The organism is Mycobacterium sp. GA-2829 (assembly GCF_001499965.1).
GTDB lineage: Bacteria > Actinomycetota > Actinomycetes > Mycobacteriales > Mycobacteriaceae > Mycobacterium.
Genome location: NZ_LQIT01000021.1, coordinates 46113 through 65964, shown reverse-complemented (window position 1 = coordinate 65964; position 19852 = coordinate 46113). Strand labels below are relative to the sequence as shown.

16 protein-coding genes and 1 pseudogene are annotated in these 19852 nt (G+C 67.2%); 13 read left to right on the top strand and 4 right to left on the bottom strand.

What is annotated here, in order from left to right; translation table 11 throughout:
• Positions 1 to 11 precede the first annotated feature (11 nt).
• The 5 genes from rplL to AU194_RS14325 all read left to right on the top strand — a co-directional run bounded on the left by rplL (position 12) and on the right by AU194_RS14325 (position 10178).
• Positions 12 to 398 (top strand): 50S ribosomal protein L7/L12, encoded by a 387-nt coding sequence (gene rplL, locus AU194_RS14345; RefSeq protein ID WP_059089923.1) that lies wholly within the window; start codon positions 12 to 14, stop codon positions 396 to 398.
• 149 nt (positions 399 to 547) lie between these two features.
• Positions 548 to 1633 carry an ABC transporter ATP-binding protein gene (locus tag AU194_RS14340; RefSeq protein WP_059089922.1) on the top strand — a complete coding sequence of 362 codons (1086 nt, stop codon included), beginning with the start codon at positions 548 to 550 and terminating at the stop codon, positions 1631 to 1633.
• A 335-nt stretch (positions 1634 to 1968) separates the two neighbouring features.
• Positions 1969 to 2208 carry a hypothetical protein gene (locus AU194_RS14335; protein WP_059089921.1) on the top strand — a complete coding sequence of 80 codons (240 nt, stop codon included), beginning with the start codon at positions 1969 to 1971 and terminating at the stop codon, positions 2206 to 2208.
• A gap of 459 nt (positions 2209 to 2667) precedes the next feature.
• Positions 2668 to 6168, top strand: a complete 3501-nt coding sequence (locus tag AU194_RS14330) for a DNA-directed RNA polymerase subunit beta (protein ID WP_369804122.1) — start codon at positions 2668 to 2670, stop codon at positions 6166 to 6168.
• Positions 6169 to 6230: 62 nt separating this feature from the next.
• Entirely contained in the window at positions 6231 to 10178 is a 3948-nt protein-coding gene (locus AU194_RS14325) for a DNA-directed RNA polymerase subunit beta' (RefSeq protein ID WP_059089919.1), read from the top strand.
• 117 nt (positions 10179 to 10295) lie between these two features.
• On the opposite strand, the gene AU194_RS14320 is transcribed toward AU194_RS14325, so the two are convergent.
• Entirely contained in the window at positions 10296 to 11276 is a 981-nt protein-coding gene (locus AU194_RS14320) for a zinc-dependent alcohol dehydrogenase family protein (protein ID WP_059089918.1), read from the bottom strand.
• A gap of 73 nt (positions 11277 to 11349) precedes the next feature.
• Between AU194_RS14320 and AU194_RS14315 the strand changes: the two genes are divergently transcribed.
• Together AU194_RS14315 and AU194_RS14310 are read left to right on the top strand one after the other, a co-directional pair.
• Complete coding sequence (locus tag AU194_RS14315; RefSeq protein ID WP_059089917.1) at positions 11350 to 12099, top strand: deoxyribonuclease IV; 750 nt, start codon at positions 11350 to 11352, stop codon at positions 12097 to 12099.
• A gap of 94 nt (positions 12100 to 12193) precedes the next feature.
• A pseudogene (locus AU194_RS14310) lies at positions 12194 to 13246 on the top strand (phosphatase PAP2 family protein); the annotation flags it as partial.
• Here the strand turns inward: AU194_RS14310 and AU194_RS32605 are convergent.
• Positions 13241 to 13582, bottom strand: a complete 342-nt coding sequence (locus tag AU194_RS32605) for a cupin domain-containing protein (protein ID WP_082698651.1) — start codon at positions 13580 to 13582, stop codon at positions 13241 to 13243. The pseudogene AU194_RS14310 and the gene AU194_RS32605 sit on opposite strands and share 6 nt — an antisense overlap.
• 60 nt (positions 13583 to 13642) lie before the next feature.
• Here AU194_RS32605 and AU194_RS14305 point away from each other — a divergent pair, with 60 nt between their 5' ends.
• The 4 genes from AU194_RS14305 (at position 13643) to AU194_RS14290 (ending at position 17778) form a co-directional block, all read left to right on the top strand.
• Entirely contained in the window at positions 13643 to 15271 is a 1629-nt protein-coding gene (locus AU194_RS14305) for an acyl-CoA dehydrogenase family protein (protein WP_059089916.1), read from the top strand.
• Positions 15272 to 15359: 88 nt separating this feature from the next.
• Entirely contained in the window at positions 15360 to 16298 is a 939-nt protein-coding gene (locus AU194_RS14300) for a crotonase/enoyl-CoA hydratase family protein (RefSeq protein ID WP_059089915.1), read from the top strand.
• 2 nt (positions 16299 to 16300) lie between these two features.
• Complete coding sequence (locus AU194_RS14295) at positions 16301 to 17017, top strand: PaaX family transcriptional regulator C-terminal domain-containing protein (protein ID WP_059089914.1); 717 nt, start codon at positions 16301 to 16303, stop codon at positions 17015 to 17017.
• Positions 17014 to 17778 carry a crotonase/enoyl-CoA hydratase family protein gene (locus AU194_RS14290; protein WP_059089913.1) on the top strand — a complete coding sequence of 255 codons (765 nt, stop codon included), beginning with the start codon at positions 17014 to 17016 and terminating at the stop codon, positions 17776 to 17778. Before AU194_RS14295 ends, AU194_RS14290 begins: the two co-directional genes overlap by 4 nt.
• A 45-nt stretch (positions 17779 to 17823) precedes the next feature.
• On the opposite strand, the gene AU194_RS14285 is transcribed toward AU194_RS14290, so the two are convergent.
• Together AU194_RS14285 and AU194_RS14280 are read right to left on the bottom strand one after the other, a co-directional pair.
• Positions 17824 to 18237, bottom strand: a complete 414-nt coding sequence (locus AU194_RS14285; RefSeq protein ID WP_059089912.1) for a DUF3060 domain-containing protein — start codon at positions 18235 to 18237, stop codon at positions 17824 to 17826.
• 26 nt (positions 18238 to 18263) lie between these two features.
• Positions 18264 to 18623: a DUF3060 domain-containing protein gene (locus tag AU194_RS14280; protein ID WP_231743370.1), complete on the bottom strand. Its 360-nt coding sequence runs from the start codon at positions 18621 to 18623 to the stop codon at positions 18264 to 18266.
• Positions 18624 to 18765: 142 nt separating this feature from the next.
• On the opposite strand from AU194_RS14280, the gene AU194_RS14275 reads away from it, so the two are divergent.
• Positions 18766 to 19311: a DUF3558 domain-containing protein gene (locus AU194_RS14275; RefSeq protein ID WP_059089910.1), complete on the top strand. Its 546-nt coding sequence runs from the start codon at positions 18766 to 18768 to the stop codon at positions 19309 to 19311.
• A complete protein-coding gene (locus AU194_RS14270) occupies positions 19311 to 19826 on the top strand; it encodes a DUF3558 domain-containing protein (protein ID WP_059089909.1) in 516 nt (171 codons plus the stop codon). Before AU194_RS14275 ends, AU194_RS14270 begins: the two co-directional genes overlap by 1 nt.
• Positions 19827 to 19852 lie beyond the last annotated feature (26 nt).

The following is a 19852-nucleotide window of genomic DNA, read 5'->3' as shown; positions in this document are numbered from 1 at the left end:
AAGGACCAATCATGGCCAAGCTGTCCACTGACGAATTGCTCGACGCGTTCAAGGAAATGACCCTGCTGGAGCTCTCGGAGTTCGTGAAGCAGTTCGAGGAGACCTTCGAGGTCACCGCCGCTGCTCCGGTCGCGGTCGCCGCTGCCGGTGGCGCTGCTGCCCCCGCCGAGGCTGCCGAAGAGCAGTCGGAGTTCGACGTCATCCTCGAAGGTGCCGGCGAGAAGAAGATCGGCGTCATCAAGGTCGTCCGCGAGATCGTTTCCGGCCTGGGCCTGAAGGAAGCCAAGGACCTGGTCGACAGCGCTCCGAAGCCGATCCTGGAGAAGGTCGCGAAGGAAGCCGCCGAGGAGGCCAAGGCCAAGCTCGAGGCTGCCGGCGCGTCGGTCACCGTCAAGTAATTTCAGCTACACACGTACCGCCCGGGATCAATCGATCCCGGGCGGTTTCGTTTGTGGACACTTGTGTCGCCACAAATGGCCGTAAGCTACAGTGACTCAAGCCACAGGCCAGGGAGACGTGGCTCGAAGCACTCTGGGAAGGATCGCGCGTGGGCATTGGCATTCAGGTTGAGGGGCTCACCAAGTCCTTCGGGCCCCAGCGAATCTGGGAAGACGTCACCATGGAGATCCCGGCCGGTGAGGTCAGCGTTCTGCTGGGACCGTCCGGTACCGGTAAGTCGGTCTTCCTGAAGTCGCTCATCGGACTGCTGCGCCCCGAGCGCGGCAAGATCATCGTCGACGGCACCAACATCATCGAGTGCTCGGCCAAAGAGCTGTACGAGATCCGCACCCTGTTCGGCGTCATGTTCCAGGACGGTGCGCTGTTCGGCTCGATGAGCCTCTACGACAACACCGCTTTCCCGCTTCGTGAGCACACGAAGAAGAAGGAGAGCGAGATCCGCAAGATCGTCATGGAGAAGCTCGAACTCGTCGGCCTCGGCGGCGACGAGAACAAGTTCCCCGGCGAGATCTCCGGCGGTATGCGCAAGCGTGCCGGCCTGGCGCGGTCGCTGGTGCTCGACCCGCAGATCATCCTCTGCGACGAGCCGGACTCCGGTCTGGACCCCGTGCGTACGGCTTACCTGTCGCAGCTGCTGATCGACATCAACGCGCAGATCGACTGCACGATCCTCATCGTCACGCACAACATCAACATCGCCCGGACGGTGCCCGACAACATGGGCATGCTGTTCCGCAAGCACCTCGTGATGTTCGGACCGCGTGAGGTGCTGCTGACCTCCGACGAGCCGGTGGTGCGGCAGTTCCTCAACGGCCGTCGCCTCGGGCCGATCGGTATGTCCGAGGAGAAGGACGAGTCGACGATGGCCGAAGAGCAGGCCATGGTCGACGCCGGTCACCACGACGGTGGTGTCGAGGAGATCGAGGGTGTGCCGCCGCAGATCCAGGCGACGCCGGGGATGCCGGAGCGTCGTGCGGTCGGGCGTCGTCAGGCCCGCGTGCGGGAGATCCTGCACACGCTGCCGCCGAAGGCGCAGCAGGCGATCAAGGAAGACCTCGACAGCACCGGCGGGGGCTCGAGCGTGCAGGACTACCCGGACGAGTCGACCACCCGCCGGCACCATCACGAGGACGATGCGCCGACGGCGTCGATCCCGGTGTCGCGCGAGAGCTGAGTTTGTTTCGAGAGGTGCCCGGCTGCTTTGGCGGCCGGGCACTTCTGCGTTTGTGGGGGCTTGCTTCGCCGAGCGTGCGTCCACTGCGAAATCTGGGCCGTTTTTTCGCAGTGAGTGCACGTTCGGCGGTTGCGGGCGGCCCGTCGGCGGCGAGTTCTACACCAGGGTCGTTGGGCGGCGGGATGGACGCCCCTGACGTAGAAGTCGATGCGTCGAGTGTGCGTCTACTGCGAAATCTGGGCCGCTTTTTCGCAGTGAGTGCACGTTCGGCGACAAGGGTCGCAGCCGCCATCAGCAAACCTGCACACCGTTTGCTGATGGCGATACGGTGCAACATGGACAAACGAGTTGTGGCATCGCTGGTCATCGCGTCGACTGCGTCGTTCGCCGTCGTGCTCACGCACGGCGTTGCAGCGCGCCCGGCCGCCTCCGAGAGCGACAAAGCCCAGGTCACTTCTGTGCACGTGCCATGCATCTTTGATATCGACGGCAGACATCCGACGGCGGGTGAGATCGCGGACGCCGCGGCAAGGATTGCGGCGACGGAAGCGGCAATCACCGCAATGTTCGCCTAGGCGAAGCGGGCCGAGGCGGGCCAATTCATCCGAAATTGCGCCGCGATCCTGACGAAAGCTGATGACCGCCCGCGACGCGACAACCAAGATCGGCTTATCTCTTGACGGAGAACGTTTGACGCGCCAATCTGTTGGGCAGCATGTATGCACGGATTGAGGTCGCCAGCCAGCGCCTGATCGGTCGTGTCATGCGGCCGTTGTACGGAGGTTGAGGGATCCTCGTTGAGGAATAGGCGGACTTGCGCTATCGTTGGACGTTGCGCTGGCTGCATCCTGCCCACCTCACCTGCACCCGACACGCTAGTCCCAGCCTGAGCCTTCAAAACTCAGTGATCTAGACGCGTGCCGTGTTTCGGAGAGTCCGGACGGGCTGCCATGCCAGCCGAACCGACGCAGATACGCGGCGCAAGGTCCGGTTCCCCGGCCCCCTAGTCGCTTGAGGTGCTGGAAGGATGCATCTTGGCAGTCTCTAGCCAGAGCAAGTCAGCAAAAGCTATCACCAATAACTCCGTTCCCGGAGCACCAAACCGCATTTCCTTCGCCAAGCTCCGTGAGCCTCTCGAGGTTCCGGGGCTTCTCGACGTTCAGACCGAGTCCTTCGACTGGCTGATCGGCGCCGACCGCTGGCGCGAGCGGGCCACCGCCCGTGGCGATGTGAATCCGACCGGTGGCCTCGAAGAGGTGCTGACCGAGCTCTCGCCCATCGAGGATTTCTCGGGCTCGATGTCGCTGTCCTTCTCCGACCCGCGCTTCGACGAGGTCAAGGCACCCGTCGACGAGTGCAAAGACAAGGACATGACGTACGCGGCCCCGCTGTTCGTCACGGCGGAGTTCATCAACAACAACACCGGTGAGATCAAGAGCCAGACGGTCTTCATGGGCGACTTCCCGATGATGACCGAGAAGGGCACCTTCATCATCAACGGCACCGAGCGCGTCGTGGTGTCGCAGCTCGTCCGTTCGCCCGGTGTGTACTTCGACGAGAGCATCGACAAGTCCACCGAGAAGACGCTGCACAGCGTCAAGGTGATCCCCGGCCGCGGTGCGTGGCTGGAGTTCGACGTCGACAAGCGCGACACCGTCGGCGTCCGCATCGACCGCAAGCGCCGTCAGCCCGTCACCGTGCTGCTCAAGGCCCTCGGCTGGACCAACGAGCAGATCACCGAGCGGTTCGGCTTCAGCGAGATCATGATGAGCACGCTGGAGAAGGACAACACCGCAGGCACCGACGAGGCGCTGCTCGACATCTACCGGAAGCTTCGTCCGGGCGAGCCGCCGACCAAGGAGTCCGCGCAGACCCTGCTGGAGAACCTGTTCTTCAAGGAGAAGCGCTACGACCTGGCTCGCGTCGGCCGCTACAAGGTCAACAAGAAGCTCGGCCTCAACGCCGGTGAGCCCATCACCAGCTCGACGCTGACCGAAGAAGACGTCGTCGCGACCATCGAGTACCTGGTCCGTCTGCATGACGGTCAGCCGACAATGACTGCTCCCGGAGGAGTCGAGGTCCCGGTTGAAGTGGACGACATCGACCACTTCGGCAATCGGCGTCTGCGCACCGTGGGCGAGCTGATCCAGAACCAGATCCGCGTCGGCCTCTCGCGTATGGAACGCGTCGTGCGTGAGCGCATGACCACCCAGGACGTCGAGGCGATCACGCCGCAGACCCTGATCAACATCCGCCCCGTCGTGGCGGCGATCAAGGAGTTCTTCGGAACGTCGCAGCTGTCGCAGTTCATGGACCAGAACAACCCGCTCTCGGGTCTGACCCACAAGCGTCGCCTCTCGGCGCTGGGCCCCGGCGGTCTGTCCCGTGAGCGCGCCGGCCTCGAGGTCCGCGACGTGCACGCCAGCCACTACGGCCGCATGTGCCCGATCGAGACCCCTGAGGGTCCGAACATCGGTCTGATCGGCTCGCTGTCGGTGTACGCGCGGGTCAACCCGTTCGGCTTCATCGAGACGCCGTACCGCAAGGTCGTCGACGGCAAGGTCACCGACCAGATCGACTACCTCACCGCCGACGAGGAGGACCGCCACGTCGTGGCGCAGGCCAACTCGCCGATCGATGACGACGGTGCCTTCACCGAGGACCGCGTCATGGTGCGCCGTAAGGGCGGCGAGGTCGAGAACGTCGCCCCGACGGACGTCGACTACATGGACGTTTCGCCGCGCCAGATGGTGTCGGTCGCGACGGCGATGATCCCGTTCCTCGAGCACGACGACGCCAACCGTGCCCTCATGGGTGCCAACATGCAGCGCCAGGCCGTTCCGCTGGTCCGCAGCGAGGCCCCGCTGGTCGGCACCGGTATGGAGCTGCGCGCCGCGATCGACGCGGGCGACGTCGTCGTCAGCGAGAAGTCGGGCGTGGTCGAAGAGGTCAGCGCGGACTACATCACCGTGATGGCCGACGACGGCACGCGTCGCACCTACCGGATGCGCAAGTTCGCCCGTTCGAACCACGGCACCTGCGCCAACCAGCGTCCGATCGTGGACGCCGGGCAGCGTGTGGAGTCCGGACAGGTGATCGCCGACGGCCCCTGCACCCAGAACGGTGAGATGGCCCTGGGCAAGAACCTGCTCGTGGCGATCATGCCGTGGGAAGGGCACAACTACGAGGACGCGATCATCCTCTCGAACCGTCTGGTCGAAGAGGACGTGCTCACCTCGATCCACATCGAAGAGCACGAGATCGATGCCCGTGACACCAAGCTGGGCGCCGAGGAGATCACCCGGGACATCCCGAACGTCTCCGACGAGGTCCTGGCCGACCTCGACGAGCGCGGCATCGTCCGCATCGGCGCCGAGGTCCGCGACGGCGACATCCTGGTCGGCAAGGTCACCCCGAAGGGTGAGACCGAGCTGACCCCCGAGGAGCGGCTGCTCCGCGCGATCTTCGGTGAGAAGGCGCGCGAGGTCCGCGACACGTCGCTCAAGGTGCCCCACGGTGAGTCCGGCAAGGTCATCGGCATCCGCGTGTTCTCGCGTGAGGATGACGACGAGCTGCCCGCCGGCGTCAACGAGCTGGTCCGCGTGTACGTCGCGCAGAAGCGCAAGATCTCCGACGGCGACAAGCTGGCCGGACGCCACGGCAACAAGGGCGTCATCGGCAAGATCCTGCCCGTCGAGGACATGCCGTTCCTGCCCGACGGCACCCCGGTGGACATCATCCTGAACACCCACGGTGTGCCGCGTCGTATGAACATCGGCCAGATTCTGGAGACCCACCTCGGGTGGGTCGCCAAGGCCGGCTGGAACATCAACGTGGCCGGTACCGAGGGTGTGCCGGACTGGGCGGAGAAGCTGCCCGAGGAGCTGTACTCGGCTCCGTCGGACAGCATCGTCGCCACCCCGGTGTTCGACGGTGCCCGCGAGAACGAGCTGTCGGGCCTGCTCGGCGCGACGCTGCCCAACCGCGACGGCGAGGTGATGGTCAACGAGGACGGCAAGGCCACGCTGTTCGACGGCCGCAGTGGCGAACCGTTCCCGTACCCGGTGACGGTCGGCTACATGTACATCCTGAAGCTGCACCACCTGGTGGACGACAAGATCCACGCCCGCTCGACCGGTCCGTACTCGATGATCACCCAGCAGCCGCTCGGTGGTAAGGCGCAGTTCGGTGGTCAGCGGTTCGGCGAGATGGAGTGCTGGGCCATGCAGGCCTACGGCGCCGCCTACACGCTGCAGGAGCTGCTGACGATCAAGTCCGACGACACGGTCGGTCGCGTCAAGGTGTACGAGGCCATCGTCAAGGGCGAGAACATCCCCGAACCCGGTATCCCGGAGTCGTTCAAGGTGTTGCTCAAGGAGCTGCAGTCGCTCTGCCTGAATGTCGAGGTGCTGTCTTCGGACGGCGCGGCGATCGAGATGCGTGACGGTGACGACGAGGACCTGGAGCGTGCTGCTGCCAACCTCGGAATCAACCTGTCCCGCAACGAGTCCGCCTCCGTCGAAGACCTGGCTTAAGTCACGGCTCGCCGTGGTGCCTGATTTCAGATTTCTAGTCCCGAAAGGGGAAAGGGAGTTACGTGCTAGACGTCAACTTCTTCGATGAACTCCGCATCGGTCTCGCGACCGCGGACGACATCCGTCAGTGGTCCTACGGTGAGGTCAAGAAGCCGGAGACCATCAACTACCGCACGCTCAAGCCCGAGAAGGACGGCCTGTTCTGCGAGAAGATCTTCGGACCGACTCGCGACTGGGAGTGCTACTGCGGTAAGTACAAGCGCGTCCGTTTCAAGGGCATCATCTGCGAGCGCTGCGGCGTCGAGGTGACCCGCGCCAAGGTGCGTCGTGAGCGGATGGGCCACATCGAGTTGGCCGCGCCCGTCACGCACATCTGGTACTTCAAGGGTGTGCCGTCGCGGTTGGGCTACCTGCTCGACCTGGCCCCGAAGGATCTCGAGAAGATCATCTACTTCGCGGCCTACGTCATCACCTCGGTGAACGACGAGATGCGCCACAACGAGCTCTCGACCCTCGAGGCCGAGATGGTCGTCGAGAAGAAGGCCGTCGAGGATCAGCGCGACGCCGACCTCGAAGCCCGCGCCCAGAAGCTCGAGGCCGACCTGGCCGAGCTCGAGGCCGAAGGCGCCAAGAGCGACGTGCGCCGCAAGGTGCGCGACGGTGGCGAGCGTGAGATGCGTCAGCTCCGCGACCGGGCCCAGCGTGAGCTGGACCGGCTCGACGAGATCTGGACCACCTTCACCAAGCTGGCTCCCAAGCAGCTCATCGTCGATGAGGTGCTCTACCGCGAGCTCGTCGACCGCTACGGCGAGTACTTCGAGGGCGCCATGGGTGCCGAGTCGATCAAGAAGCTCATCGAGACCTTCGACATCGACGCCGAGGCCGAGAGCCTGCGCGACACCATCAAGAACGGCAAGGGCCAGAAGAAGCTCCGTGCTCTCAAGCGCCTGAAGGTCGTCGCGGCGTTCCAGAGCAACGCCAACTCGCCCATGGGCATGGTGCTCGACGCCGTTCCGGTGATCCCGCCGGAGCTGCGCCCGATGGTTCAGCTCGACGGTGGCCGCTTCGCGACCTCCGACCTCAACGACCTGTACCGCCGCGTCATCAACCGCAACAACCGGCTCAAGCGACTGATCGACCTCGGCGCGCCCGAGATCATCGTCAACAACGAGAAGCGCATGCTTCAGGAGTCGGTGGACGCGCTGTTCGACAACGGCCGCCGCGGCCGTCCGGTCACCGGACCGGGCAACCGTCCGCTCAAGTCGCTGTCCGATCTGCTCAAGGGCAAGCAGGGCCGGTTCCGTCAGAACCTGCTCGGTAAGCGCGTCGACTACTCGGGCCGTTCGGTCATCGTCGTGGGTCCGCAGCTCAAGCTGCACCAGTGCGGTCTGCCGAAGCTGATGGCGCTCGAACTGTTCAAGCCGTTCGTGATGAAGCGTCTGGTCGACCTGAACCACGCGCAGAACATCAAGAGCGCCAAGCGCATGGTGGAACGTCAGCGTCCCCAGGTGTGGGATGTCCTCGAAGAGGTCATCGCCGAGCACCCGGTGCTGCTGAACCGTGCACCTACCCTGCACCGCCTCGGTATCCAGGCCTTCGAGCCGCAGCTGGTCGAGGGCAAGGCCATCCAGCTGCACCCGCTGGTCTGTGAGGCGTTCAACGCCGACTTCGACGGCGACCAGATGGCCGTGCACCTTCCGTTGTCCGCGGAGGCGCAGGCCGAGGCCCGCATCCTGATGCTGTCCAGCAACAACATCCTGTCGCCCGCGTCGGGTAAGCCGCTGGCCATGCCGCGTCTGGACATGGTGACCGGGCTGTACTTCCTGACCACCGAGATCGAGGGTGACAAGGGCGAATACCGCCCGGCCACCAACGACGAGGCGGAGCAGGGCGTGTACAGCAGCCCGGCCGAGGCCATCATGGCGATGGACCGCGGTGCGCTGTCGGTGCGGTCGAAGATCAAGGTGCGCCTGACCCAGCAGCGGCCGCCGGTCGCCCTGGAGGCCGAGCTGTTCGAGAACGGTTGGCAGCCGGGCATGGCCTGGACCGCCGAGACGACGCTGGGTCGCGTGCTGTTCAACGAGCTGCTGCCGATCTCGTATCCGTTCATCAACGAGCAGATGCACAAGAAGGTGCAGGCCCGGATCATCAACGATCTGGCCGAGCGCTTCCCGATGATCGTCGTCGCGCAGACCGTGGACAAGCTCAAGGACGCCGGCTTCTACTGGGCCACCCGTTCGGGTGTCACCGTGTCGATGGCCGATGTGCTCGTGCCGCCGCAGAAGCAGGAGATCCTCGACCGGTACGAGCGTGAGGCCGACGGCATCGAGCGCAAGTACCAGCGTGGCGCCCTGAACCACAAGGAGCGCAACGACTCGCTGGTCAAGATCTGGCAGGACGCCACCGAAGAGGTCGGTAAGGCTCTCGAGGCCTACTACCCGGCGGACAACCCGATCATCACGATCGTGAAGTCCGGCGCCACGGGCAACCTGACCCAGACCCGCACGCTCGCGGGCATGAAGGGTCTGGTGACCAACCCGAAGGGTGAGTTCATCCCGCGCCCGATCAAGTCCTCGTTCCGTGAGGGCCTGACGGTGCTGGAGTACTTCATCAACACCCACGGCGCCCGTAAGGGTCTGGCGGACACCGCGCTGCGTACCGCCGACTCGGGTTACCTGACCCGTCGTCTGGTCGACGTCTCACAGGACGTCATCGTCCGCGAGAACGACTGCGAGACCGAGCGTGGCATCAACGTCACGCTGGCCGAGCGTCAGCCCGACGGCACGCTGGTCCGGGATCCGCACGTCGAGACCTCGGCGTTCGCCCGCACCCTGGCCACCGACGCGGTCGACGCCGACGGCAACGTCGTCATCGAGCGCGGCCACGACCTGGGTGACCCGGCCATCGACAAGCTGCTGGCGGCCGGCGTCGACCACGTCAAGGTGCGTTCGGTGCTGACCTGCGCCTCGGCGACCGGTGTGTGCGCGAAGTGCTACGGCCGTTCGATGGCGACCGGCAAGCTGGTCGACATCGGCGAGGCCGTCGGTATCGTCGCCGCGCAGTCCATCGGCGAGCCCGGCACGCAGCTGACCATGCGCACCTTCCACCAGGGCGGTGTGGGTGAGGACATCACCGGCGGTCTGCCCCGCGTGCAGGAGCTGTTCGAGGCCCGCGTGCCGCGGAACAAGGCGCCGATCGCCGACGTGTCCGGCCGTGTCCAGCTGGAGGAGGGTGAACGTTTCTACAAGATCACCATCATCCCGGACGACGGTGGCGAGGAAGTCGTCTACGACAAGCTCTCCAAGCGTCAGCGCCTGCGTGTGATCAAGCACGAGGACGGTTCCGAAGGCGTGCTGTCCGACGGCGATCACGTCCAGGTCGGCGACCAGCTCATGGAGGGTTCGGCCGATCCGCACGAGGTCCTGCGTGTGCAGGGTCCGCGTGAGGTGCAGATCCACCTGGTCCACGAGGTCCAGGAGGTCTACCGGGCCCAGGGCGTGTCGATCCACGACAAGCACATCGAGGTCATCGTCCGGCAGATGCTGCGTCGCGTCACGATCATCGATTCAGGTGCGACGGAGTTCCTGCCCGGCTCGCTGACCGAGCGTGCCGAGTTCGAGTCGGAGAACCGTCGCGTCGTGGCCGAGGGTGCTGAGCCCGCGGCCGGACGTCCGGTGCTGATGGGTATCACGAAGGCATCGCTGGCCACGGATTCGTGGCTGTCGGCGGCGTCGTTCCAGGAGACCACTCGCGTGCTGACCGATGCGGCGATCAACTGCCGCAGCGACAAGCTGCAGGGTCTGAAGGAGAACGTGATCATCGGCAAGCTGATCCCGGCCGGTACCGGTATCAACCGCTACCGCAACATCCAGGTGCAGCCGACCGAAGAGGCGCGGGCCGCGGCGTACACGATCCCGTCCTACGAGGATCAGTACTACAGCCCCGACTTCGGCCAGGCGACCGGTGCTGCGGTGCCGCTGGACGACTACGGGTACAGCGACTACCGCTAGTCGGTGCGAATTTGCCCCCGGGACCTCGTGTCCCGGGGGCTTTTTCGTCTGGGCTCGAGTGTTGGGTTGATGCACGCTGTTTCGCGATTGGCGTGACACAACCCGACTCTCGCGCGGTCAGTCGAACGTGAAGAGCACCTTGCCGCCGCGTTCGGTGGCCTGTGCGTGCGCGAACGCCTTCTGATGGTCGTCCAGACTGTAGGTGGCCTCGACCGGGACCTGCAGTTCGCCGTCGGCGACCAGTTGCGCGAGGTACGACAGGGTTCCGACGATCTCGTGGCGGGGTGCGCGGAAGTACCAGTTGCCGAGCCAGAACCCGGTGAACCGGACCTCCTTGCCGATCAGGGCCGCGGTCGACGGGCCGGTCGGTGCGCCGGTCAGCGAACCGTATGTGATTGCGGTGCCGCCGAATTCGAGGGCGTCGACCAGTTCGGCCGCGTGGGTTCCGCCCAGCGGGTCGAGGACGAGCCGGAGCTGTCGGTCGCCGAGTTCACGGGCGATGTCGTCGGCCAGGGTGCGGCCGCTGACGAGCACGACATCGCCGCCGGCGTCGCGGATCTCGGCCGCGGCCTCCTCGCGCCGGACCACGTTGAGTGTCTTGATGCCGCGGCGCCGGGCCAGTGCGACGACCAGGCGGCCGACCGCCGAGTTCGCGGCCGTCTGGCCCACCCAGTCGCCGGGGTGCAGATCGGCCCGCTCCAGCAGCAGATGGGCGGTGACGGGGTTGATCGTGACCATGGCCAGCTGCAGCGGATCGCCGGCGGGCGCCTCGACGACGTCCTCGCGGGGGACGACCACGGACTCCGACCAGGTGCCGGATTCGTACGTGGGCAGGAGGAGGACGCGCTTCCCGACGATGTCACGGTCCACGTCCGCGCCGGCCTCCTCGACGATGCCGACCCCTTCGGCGCCGACGCCCGCGGGCGGCTGAGGGCGGACGAGGTATCTGCCGGCGATGAGCAGGATGTCCGACGGGTTGATCGCCGCGGCTTCGAGGCGGACCGCGACCTGGCCGGCCGCCGGTGTGGGTGGTGGGCTGTCGATCAGGTCGACCGAATCCTCGGGCCTGCCGAACCGGGTCAATTGGAGATGCTTCATGACGCTGAGTTTATGACGCTATACCCAGACTTGGCCAGTGTCGGGTGTCGGTGGGCGTCTCTAGACTGGCCTCGTGCTCATCGGTTCCCACGTCCGCAGTGACGACCCACTGGCCGCCGCCCAGGAGGACGGCGCCGACGTCGTGCAGTTCTTCCTCGGTGACCCGCAGAGTTGGAAGAAACCCAAACCCCGCGAGGACGCCGACGCGCTGAAGGCCTCGAGCATCCCGCTCTACGTGCACGCGCCGTACCTGATCAACGTCGCGTCGGCGAACAACCGGGTGCGCATCCCGTCGCGCAAGATCCTGCAGGACACCTGCGACGCGGCCGCCGAGGTCGGCGCGACAGCGGTGATCGTGCACGGCGGGCACGCCGACGACAAGGACATGGAGGCCGGGTTCGAGCGGTGGGCCAAGGCGCTCGACCGGCTCGAGACCACGGTGCCCGTCTATCTGGAGAACACCGCGGGCGGCGACCACGCGATGGCCCGGTACTTCGACACCATCGGGCGACTGTGGGACCACATCGGTGACTTCGGCATCGGCTTCTGCCTCGACACCTGCCACGCGTGGGCGGCGGGGGAGGCGCTCGTCGACGCCGTCTCCCGGATCAAGCGCATCACCGGCCGCATCGACCTGGTGCACTGCAACGACTCCCGCGATGCCGCGGGGTCGGGGGCCGACCGGCACGCCAACTTCGGCAACGGCCAGATCGACCCCCAACTGCTCGCCGCGGTGGTGCAGGCCGCCGATGCGCCCGTGATCTGTGAGACCTCAGACGAGGGCCGCAAGGACGACATCGCGTTCCTGCGCGAGAACGTCTGATTGTCACACTTCGATACCGAACAGACATCGAACGGCGGGTATCCAAGGGGTTAACTAGGCTGACTCGGGCCAGCCCCGACTCCGAAAGGCCCCAGTGTCCGCGATTGACCAGCCGTCGATTGTGCTGACGCGACCCGACGCCACGTCGAGGGAGCGCCGGTGGAAGATCGCGCGGTGGACGGCGATCGCGGCCTGGGCGGCCTTCGTGATCTACCGGACCGCCACCCACGGCTTCGCGTTCAACCGCGAATGGCTGCTGATCTACATCGCCTCCGGATTGATGGCCGCCAGCATCGGACAGAGCCGCCGGATGCTGTACGTGATCCGCGACTGGCTGCCGTTCGCGCTGCTGCTGCTGGCCTACGACCTCAGCCGCGGCGCGGCCACCCTCATCGGGCGGCCGACCCTGTGGCACTGGCAGGCCGATGCCGACCGGTGGCTGTTCTTCGGCACCATGCCGACGGTCTGGCTGCAGGAGCGGCTGAAGCAACCCAAACCACCGGTGTGGGAGATCGGCATCAGCACCGTCTACATGTCGTTCTTCATCCTGCCGTACGTGATCGCCGGGGTGCTGTGGCTGCGCAACCGCGAGGAGTGGAAGGCGTTCGTCCGGCTCTTCGTGGGGCTCAACGTCGCCGGGCTGATCGTCTACGCCCTGGTGCCCGCCGCACCGCCGTGGGCCGCGGCGCGCTGCACCGCCGCCGACGTGGCCGACGGCCCGTCCGGTCCGTCGTGCATGTTCCGCTCGGCGCGCGGGGTGCCCGACGGCGGTGTGCTCGGTGCGATGCAGTCCAGTCAGGACGGGGCGAACCAGTGGGTCGAGCGGATCGTCGGCCGCGGGTGGGGTGCGATGAACCTGCACTCGGCCAGCGCGCTGATCGATCAGGGGCAGGCCAACGTCAACCTGGTGGCGGCGATCCCGTCGTTGCACGCCGGGATGACCGCCGCGATCGCGGCGTTCCTGTGGCACCGCCTGCATCGCCGGTGGCGGCCGCTGCTGGTCGCCTACGTGCTGGTGATGGCGTTCACGCTGGTCTACACCGCCGAGCACTACGTCGTCGACATCCTGCTGGGCTGGGCGTTCGCGGCCGCGGCGGTGTTCGCGTTGAACCGCTACGACGCCCGGCGGCGATCGCGGACGTCAGCCGGCGGTGAGATAGACCTTGCGGAGGGGCTCGGTGACCGTCCAGACCGTCTGGGCGCCTGCCGCGAGCCGGACGACGTCGCCGGTCTCGAGGTTGAGCGTCGGGCTGTCGTCGGCGAACTCGACCCGCGCTGACCCGCTGAGCACGACGAACACCTCGTCGGCCTCGACGTCACGCATCCCGCCGACGCTCATCTCCCAGACGCCGACCTCGACGCCGCCGAAATCGGTGAGCGTGCGGACGGCGGTGGTGGGGTTGCCTTCGGTCACCTGATCGTCCGGGACGGGTTCGTGGTCGAGGGCGAGCGTGGCGGCGGAGACGGCGGAGTTCGGTTGCACCCGGTCAGTATGTCATTACAACTCTTGTGCGGTTGTCGGCTGAGGTGTAACACTGCAGACATGCCCGACACGCATGTCGTCACCAACCAGGTCCCGCCGCTGACGGACCACAACCCGGCCACCTCGCCGGTGCTCACCGAGGCGCTGATCCGCGAAGGCGGGGAGTGGGGCCTCGATGAGGTCGTGGAATTGGGAGCGCTCGCCGGCAGCGCGCAGGCCCAGCGCTGGGGTGAGCTCGCCGATCGCAACCGTCCCGTGCTGCACACCCACGACCGGGTCGGCCACCGCGTCGACGAGGTCGAGTTCGACCCGGCCTACCACTCGCTCATGGAGACCGCGATCGCCCACGGTCTGCACGCGGCGCCGTGGGCCGACGACCGCCCCGGCGCCCACGTCGTCCGCGCGGCCAAGACGTCGGTGTGGACACCCGAACCCGGCCACATCTGCCCGATCTCGATGACCTACGCCGTCGTCCCTGCGCTGCGGTTCAACCCCGAACTCGCCGCGGTCTACGAACCGCTGCTGACCAGCCGGGTGTACGACCCCGAACTGAAGGTGCCGTCGACGAAACCCGGCATCACCGCGGGCATGTCGATGACCGAGAAGCAGGGCGGCTCCGACGTGCGCGCGGGCACCACCCAGGCGGTCCCCAACGCCGACGGCACCTACTCGCTGACCGGGCACAAGTGGTTCACCTCCGCGCCGATGTGCGACATCTTCCTGGTGCTCGCCCAGGCGCCAGGCGGGCTCTCCTGCTTCTTCCTGCCGCGCATTTTGCCCGACGGCACCCGCAACCGAATGTTGTTGCAGCGCCTCAAGGACAAGCTCGGCAACCACGCCAACGCCTCCAGCGAGGTCGAGTACGACGGCGCCACCGCGTGGCTGGTCGGCGAGGAGGGCCGCGGGGTCCCGACCATCATCGAGATGGTCAACCTCACCCGGCTGGACTGCACGCTGGGCAGCGCGACGAGCATGCGCAACGGGCTCACCCGCGCCGTCCACCACGCCCAGCACCGCACGGCCTTCGGCGCACACCTCATCGACCAACCGCTGATGCGCAACGTGATCGCCGACCTGGCCGTCGAGGCCGAGGCCGCCACGATGGTCGCGATGCGGATGGCCGGCGCCACCGACGCCGCCGTGCGCGGCGACGCCCGGGAGGCGCTGCTGCGCCGGATCGGCCTGGCCGCCGCGAAGTACTGGGTGTGCAAACGCGCCACCCCGCACGCCGCGGAGGCGATGGAATGCCTGGGCGGCAACGGTTACGTCGAGGACTCGGGGATGCCGCGGCTCTACCGCGAGGCGCCACTGATGGGTATCTGGGAGGGTTCCGGCAACGTCAGCGCGCTGGACACGTTGCGCGCCATGGTCACCCGCCCCGACAGCGTCGAGGTGCTGTTCGACGAGCTCGCGCAGGTCTCCGGTGACGATCCGCGCCTCGGTGTGCACGTCGACGAACTCAAGCAGGCGCTCGGCGACGTCGAGACCATCCAGTACCGGGCCCGCAAGGTCGCCGAGGACATCTGCCTGGCGCTGCAGGCAGCGCTGCTGGTCCGGCACGGCCACCCCGCCGTCGCCGAGGCGTTCCTCGCCACGCGATTGGACCGCCGCTGGGGCGGGGCGTTCGGCACGCTGCCCGTCGGGCTCGACCTCGACCCGATCATCGACCGCGCGCTGGTCAAGGCATGACGGTTTTCCGCGAACAGACACAGATTCGCGTGATCGCGCGGCGATTCACGCGAATCTGTGTCTGCTCGTGCGGGGGAGGGGACGCGCGATGACGCACGCGATCAGGCCCGTCGACTTCGACAACCTCAAGACCATGACCTACGAGGTCACCGGTCGCATCGCCCGGATCACGTTCAACCGCCCCGAAAAGGGCAACGCGATCGTCGCCGACACCCCGTTGGAGCTGTCCGCGCTCGTCGAACGTGCCGACCTCGACCCGAACGTCCACGTCATCCTGGTGTCCGGGCGCGGGGAGGGGTTCTGCGCCGGATTCGATCTCTCCGCCTACGCCGAGGGCTCGTCGTCGGCCGGAGGCGGCAGCCCGTACCGCGACACCGTGCTCTCCGGTAAGACCCAGGCGATCAACCATCTGCCGGACCAGCCGTGGGATCCCATGGTCGACTACCAGATGATGAGCCGCTTCGTCCGCGGTTTCTCCAGCCTGTTGCACTGCGACAAGCCGACGGTGGTCAAGATCCACGGCTACTGCATCGCCGGCGGCACCGACATCGCGTTGCACGCCGACCAGGTGATCGCCGCCGCCGACGCCAAGATCGGCTACCCGCCCACCCGCGTCTGGGGGGTGCCCGCCGCCGGCATGTGGGCCCACCGGCTCGGGGACCAGCGCGCGAAACGCCTTCTGCTGACCGGGGATTCCCTCACCGGGCGCCAGGCCGCCGAATGGGGACTGGTCGTCGAGGCACCTGAACCCAAGGATCTCGACGAACGCACCGAACGCCTGGTCGAGCGCATCGCCGCAGTGCCGATCAACCAGCTCATCATGGTCAAGCTCGCGATGAACTCCGCGCTCCTGCAACAGGGTGTGGCCACCAGCCGGATGGTCAGTACCGTGTTCGACGGCATCGCAAGGCACACCCCCGAGGGGCACGCGTTCGTCGAGCAGTCCCGCGAGCACGGGTTCCGCGAGGCCGTCCGGCAGCGCGACGAACCGTTCGGCGACCACGGCCGCCGCGCCTCCGGGGTGTAGCCGTGCGGTTGACGGCGCGGTCGGTGGTGCTGTCGGTCATGCTCGGCGCGCACCCGGCATGGGCGACCGCGAGCCAACTGATCCGTCTCACCTCCGATTTCGACATCCGCGAGCAGACCGTACGGGTCGCGCTGACCAGGATGGTCAGCGCCGGCGACCTGGTGCGCTCGGCCGACGGCTACCGGCTGTCGGACCGACTGCTCGCCCGCCAGCGCCGTCAGGACGATGCCATCAACCCGCGGCTGCACCCGTGGGACGGCACCTGGACCACGCTGGTGATCACCAGCGTCGGCACCGACGCCCGCACCCGCGCCGCCCTGCGGAACACGTTGCAGGACAACCGGTTCGGAGAGCTCCGCGAAGGGGTGTGGCTGCGGCCGGACAACCTCGACACCGCGCTGCCCGACGACGCCACCGAGCGGGTACGCGTCCTGCACTCCCGCGACGACGATCCCGCCGACCTGGCGGCGCGGCTGTGGGACCTGCCCGCGTGGGCGGCCCACGGCCGTCGACTCGTCGACGACATCACCGCTGCCGCCGACATCCCGGGACGCTTCGTCGCCGCCGCGGCGATCGTGCGGCACCTGCTCACCGACCCCGTCCTACCCGCCGAACTGCTGCCCGCCGACTGGCCCGGCGACCAATTGCGTTCGGCCTACACCGCTTTCGCCGGCGAACTGGTCGAGCGGCGCGACAACCACCTGATGGAGGCGACATGAGCGAACCCGTGCGCGTCGAACGCAACGGTGCGGTGACCACCGTCATCATCGACCGGCCCGAGGCCCGCAACGCCGTCAACCGGCCGACCGCCGAAGCGTTGTTCGAGGCCTTCGACGCCTTCGACCGCGACGACTCCGCAGCCGTCGCCGTGCTCACCGGCGATCACGGAACCTTCTGCGCCGGAGCCGATCTCAAAGCCTTCGGCACCCCGGACGCCAACGCTGTGCACCGCACCGGACCGGGACCGATGGGCCCGTCACGCATGGTGCTGTCCAAACCGGTGATCGCCGCGATCAGCGGCTACGCCGTCGCCGGTGGACTGGAACTGGCGCTGTGGTGCGATCTGCGCGTCGTCGAGGAGGACGCCGTGCTCGGGGTGTTCTGTCGCCGCTGGGGGGTCCCGCTGATCGACGGCGGCACCGTGCGGCTGCCGCGGCTGATCGGGCACAGCCGGGCGATGGACCTGATCCTCACCGGCCGCCCCGTCGACGCCGCCGAGGCCCACGCCATCGGCCTGGCCAACCGCGTCGTCGCGAAGGGGGCGGCCCGCCGTCAGGCCGAGGAGTTGGCCGCCGAGATCGCCCGGTTCCCGCAGCAGTGCATGCGCGCCGACCGGCTCTCGGCGATCAACCAGTGGGGGCTGTCGGAGGCCGACGCGATCGACCGCGAGTTCGGGAGCATCTCGCGAGTCAAGGACGAGGCGCTCGAGGGGGCCGGCCGGTTCGCCGCGGGTGCGGGCAGGCACGGCGCCAAGGCGTGATTTCGGTGTCGTCGGTTGCGCTCACCGCAACCAACTACACCGAAATCACCCCTGTTTGGTGATCTTGTTGTTCGAGCCGAGGTCGTCGATCTTGGGGTCGCCGTCGGCGTAGGTGACGGTGTTGTTCAACCCGACGACGGTGATCTCCTTGTCGACCCGCTCGAAGCTGATCGTGTTGTCGGTGCCGCCGATGTTGACGTTCGCGCACGTGCCCCGCACCGTCAGCTTGTTGTTCGAGCCGCCGACGTTGAGCGCCTTGCCGTCGGCGCAGTCCACCTCGGCGGTGGTGCCCACCGAGCCGTAGTTGATGGTGTTGCCGATCTCGACCTGCGCACCCGAGGACCCCGCCGTCGCGGTCGGGGTGTTGGTGTCGCTGCTCTCCGCACCACACCCGGCCAGCCCGAACGCGGCGGCCACCGCCAGCGTCACGAATGAGGTGCGGACAAGGTTGGCGGACATGCGTCCTCGCTTTCCTCCTCGGACGGTCAGGCCGGCACGCGGCTGATCCGGTTCGTCATACCGAGTTCGCGGCCGCGGTCCCAGACGAAGGGATCGCCGTTCTTGTACATCACGGTCTGGTCCCACCCGTAGACGGTGATGTCGTTGATCACGTCGTCGGCGACCACGAGGTTTCCCGACCCCTGCATCGTCACCGCCCAGCACGTGCCGAGCGCGTAGACCTTGTTGCCGTTGCCGTTGACGTGCAGAGTCGCGTTGCGGCAGTCGATGGTCTGCGTGACCCCGGTGCCGGTGATGTGGGTGTCGCCGTTGATGGCGGCTGCGCTCGGCGCTCCCACCGTCGTCGCGGCGAACAGCACGGCGGCTCCCGCCGCCACACAACCGATCGATCGCACCGTCGGATCCCTTCGTCGCGCCACTCGTTAGGAGCAGCGTACGTGGCCCCGCTCACGGCCGCGGGGGCCTTCCGAGAGATCGGAGTTTGCACAGGTCGCTGAACACAGGATGGCTGGGTACCCTCTCTCGGTGATGGGTCGTCGTGTCGGTGTTGGTGCGGGTTTGGCCGCTGCGGCGATCGCCGCGGTGGTCACCACCGCGGGCTGTGCGCACCAGGTCACGGGCACCGCGACACCCGTCCGCACCGGCGTCGCCCCCGATCCCGACCGCGACTACGGCTACGTCGACAACCGCTGCGGGCTGCTCGAGGACTCCACCGTCTCGGAGACCCTCGCCGCCGACGAGGTCGTGCGCCCCTACAGCGGAGCCGTCTGCCAGTACGTCCTCATGCGCGGCGAGGTCATGCTCGACGTGACCTTCTCCTGGTTCGACAGCGGCAACCTGGGCCGGGAACGCTCACTCGCCGTCGAACGCGGCGCCGAGGTCACCGACACCGACGTCGAACGGCATCCCGCCTTCCTCGCGCGGCGCGACACCACCGGGGTCGGCTGCTCGGCGACCGCGGCCGCCGGGCAGGGCGTGCTCAGCTGGTGGGTGCAGTACCGCGGCCAGCAGTCCGGCGACCCGTGCGCGGACGCGGAGAAGTTGTTGTCGGCCACCCTGTCGGCGGATCTGTGATGAAGCGGCTCATTCTCGGCATCTCGGCGGCGGCGCTACTGCTGGCCGGGTGCGGCGGCGCCGAGGACCAGACGCCCACCCCGCCGGCCGGGCCGTCCACCGGGGCGTTCCGCAGCGACGGCTGCAACGGCGTGACCGACGCCGACGTCACCAAGGCCGCCGGATCGTCGGTGTTCAAGAAGGTCGTCGACAGCGATGCCGGCTGCTTCTGGCAGGAGGACACCATGCTCGGCTCGTTCGGCGCGGGCATGGGCATCTCCACCTGGTGGTACCGCGGCAGCGACATGGACGTCGAACGCGAACTCGAACAGCAGGCGGGCCGCAGGCTCACCGAACTGTCGCTGGATGGGAACAAGGGGTTCAAGGCCGCCGACACCAACGCCTGCAGCATCTACGTGGCCAAGGGCGGTGACGTCATCACCTGGTCGATCCAGACCATGAATCCCGACATGCTGCCCGATCTGTGCTCGATCACCGAACGCCTCGCCCAACTCAGTCAGCAACGCGTGAACTGAGCAGCCGTAGGGTTAGAGTCTGCGCC

Excerpts from the sequence above, each read along its gene's own strand:
- rplL (WP_059089923.1), top strand. The coding sequence starts at position 12 with ATGGCCAAGCTGTCCACTGACGAATTGCTCGACGCGTTCAAGGAAATG.
- AU194_RS14335 (WP_059089921.1), top strand. The coding sequence starts at position 1,969 with ATGGACAAACGAGTTGTGGCATCGCTGGTCATCGCGTCGACTGCGTCG.
- AU194_RS14320 (WP_059089918.1), bottom strand. The coding sequence starts at position 11,276 with ATGAAGCATCTCCAATTGACCCGGTTCGGCAGGCCCGAGGATTCGGTC.
- AU194_RS14305 (WP_059089916.1), top strand. The coding sequence starts at position 13,643 with ATGCCCGACACGCATGTCGTCACCAACCAGGTCCCGCCGCTGACGGAC.
- AU194_RS14300 (WP_059089915.1), top strand. The coding sequence starts at position 15,360 with ATGACGCACGCGATCAGGCCCGTCGACTTCGACAACCTCAAGACCATG.
- AU194_RS14290 (WP_059089913.1), top strand. The coding sequence starts at position 17,014 with ATGAGCGAACCCGTGCGCGTCGAACGCAACGGTGCGGTGACCACCGTC.
- AU194_RS14285 (WP_059089912.1), bottom strand. The coding sequence starts at position 18,237 with ATGTCCGCCAACCTTGTCCGCACCTCATTCGTGACGCTGGCGGTGGCC.
- AU194_RS14275 (WP_059089910.1), top strand. The coding sequence starts at position 18,766 with ATGGGTCGTCGTGTCGGTGTTGGTGCGGGTTTGGCCGCTGCGGCGATC.
- AU194_RS14270 (WP_059089909.1), top strand. The coding sequence starts at position 19,311 with ATGAAGCGGCTCATTCTCGGCATCTCGGCGGCGGCGCTACTGCTGGCC.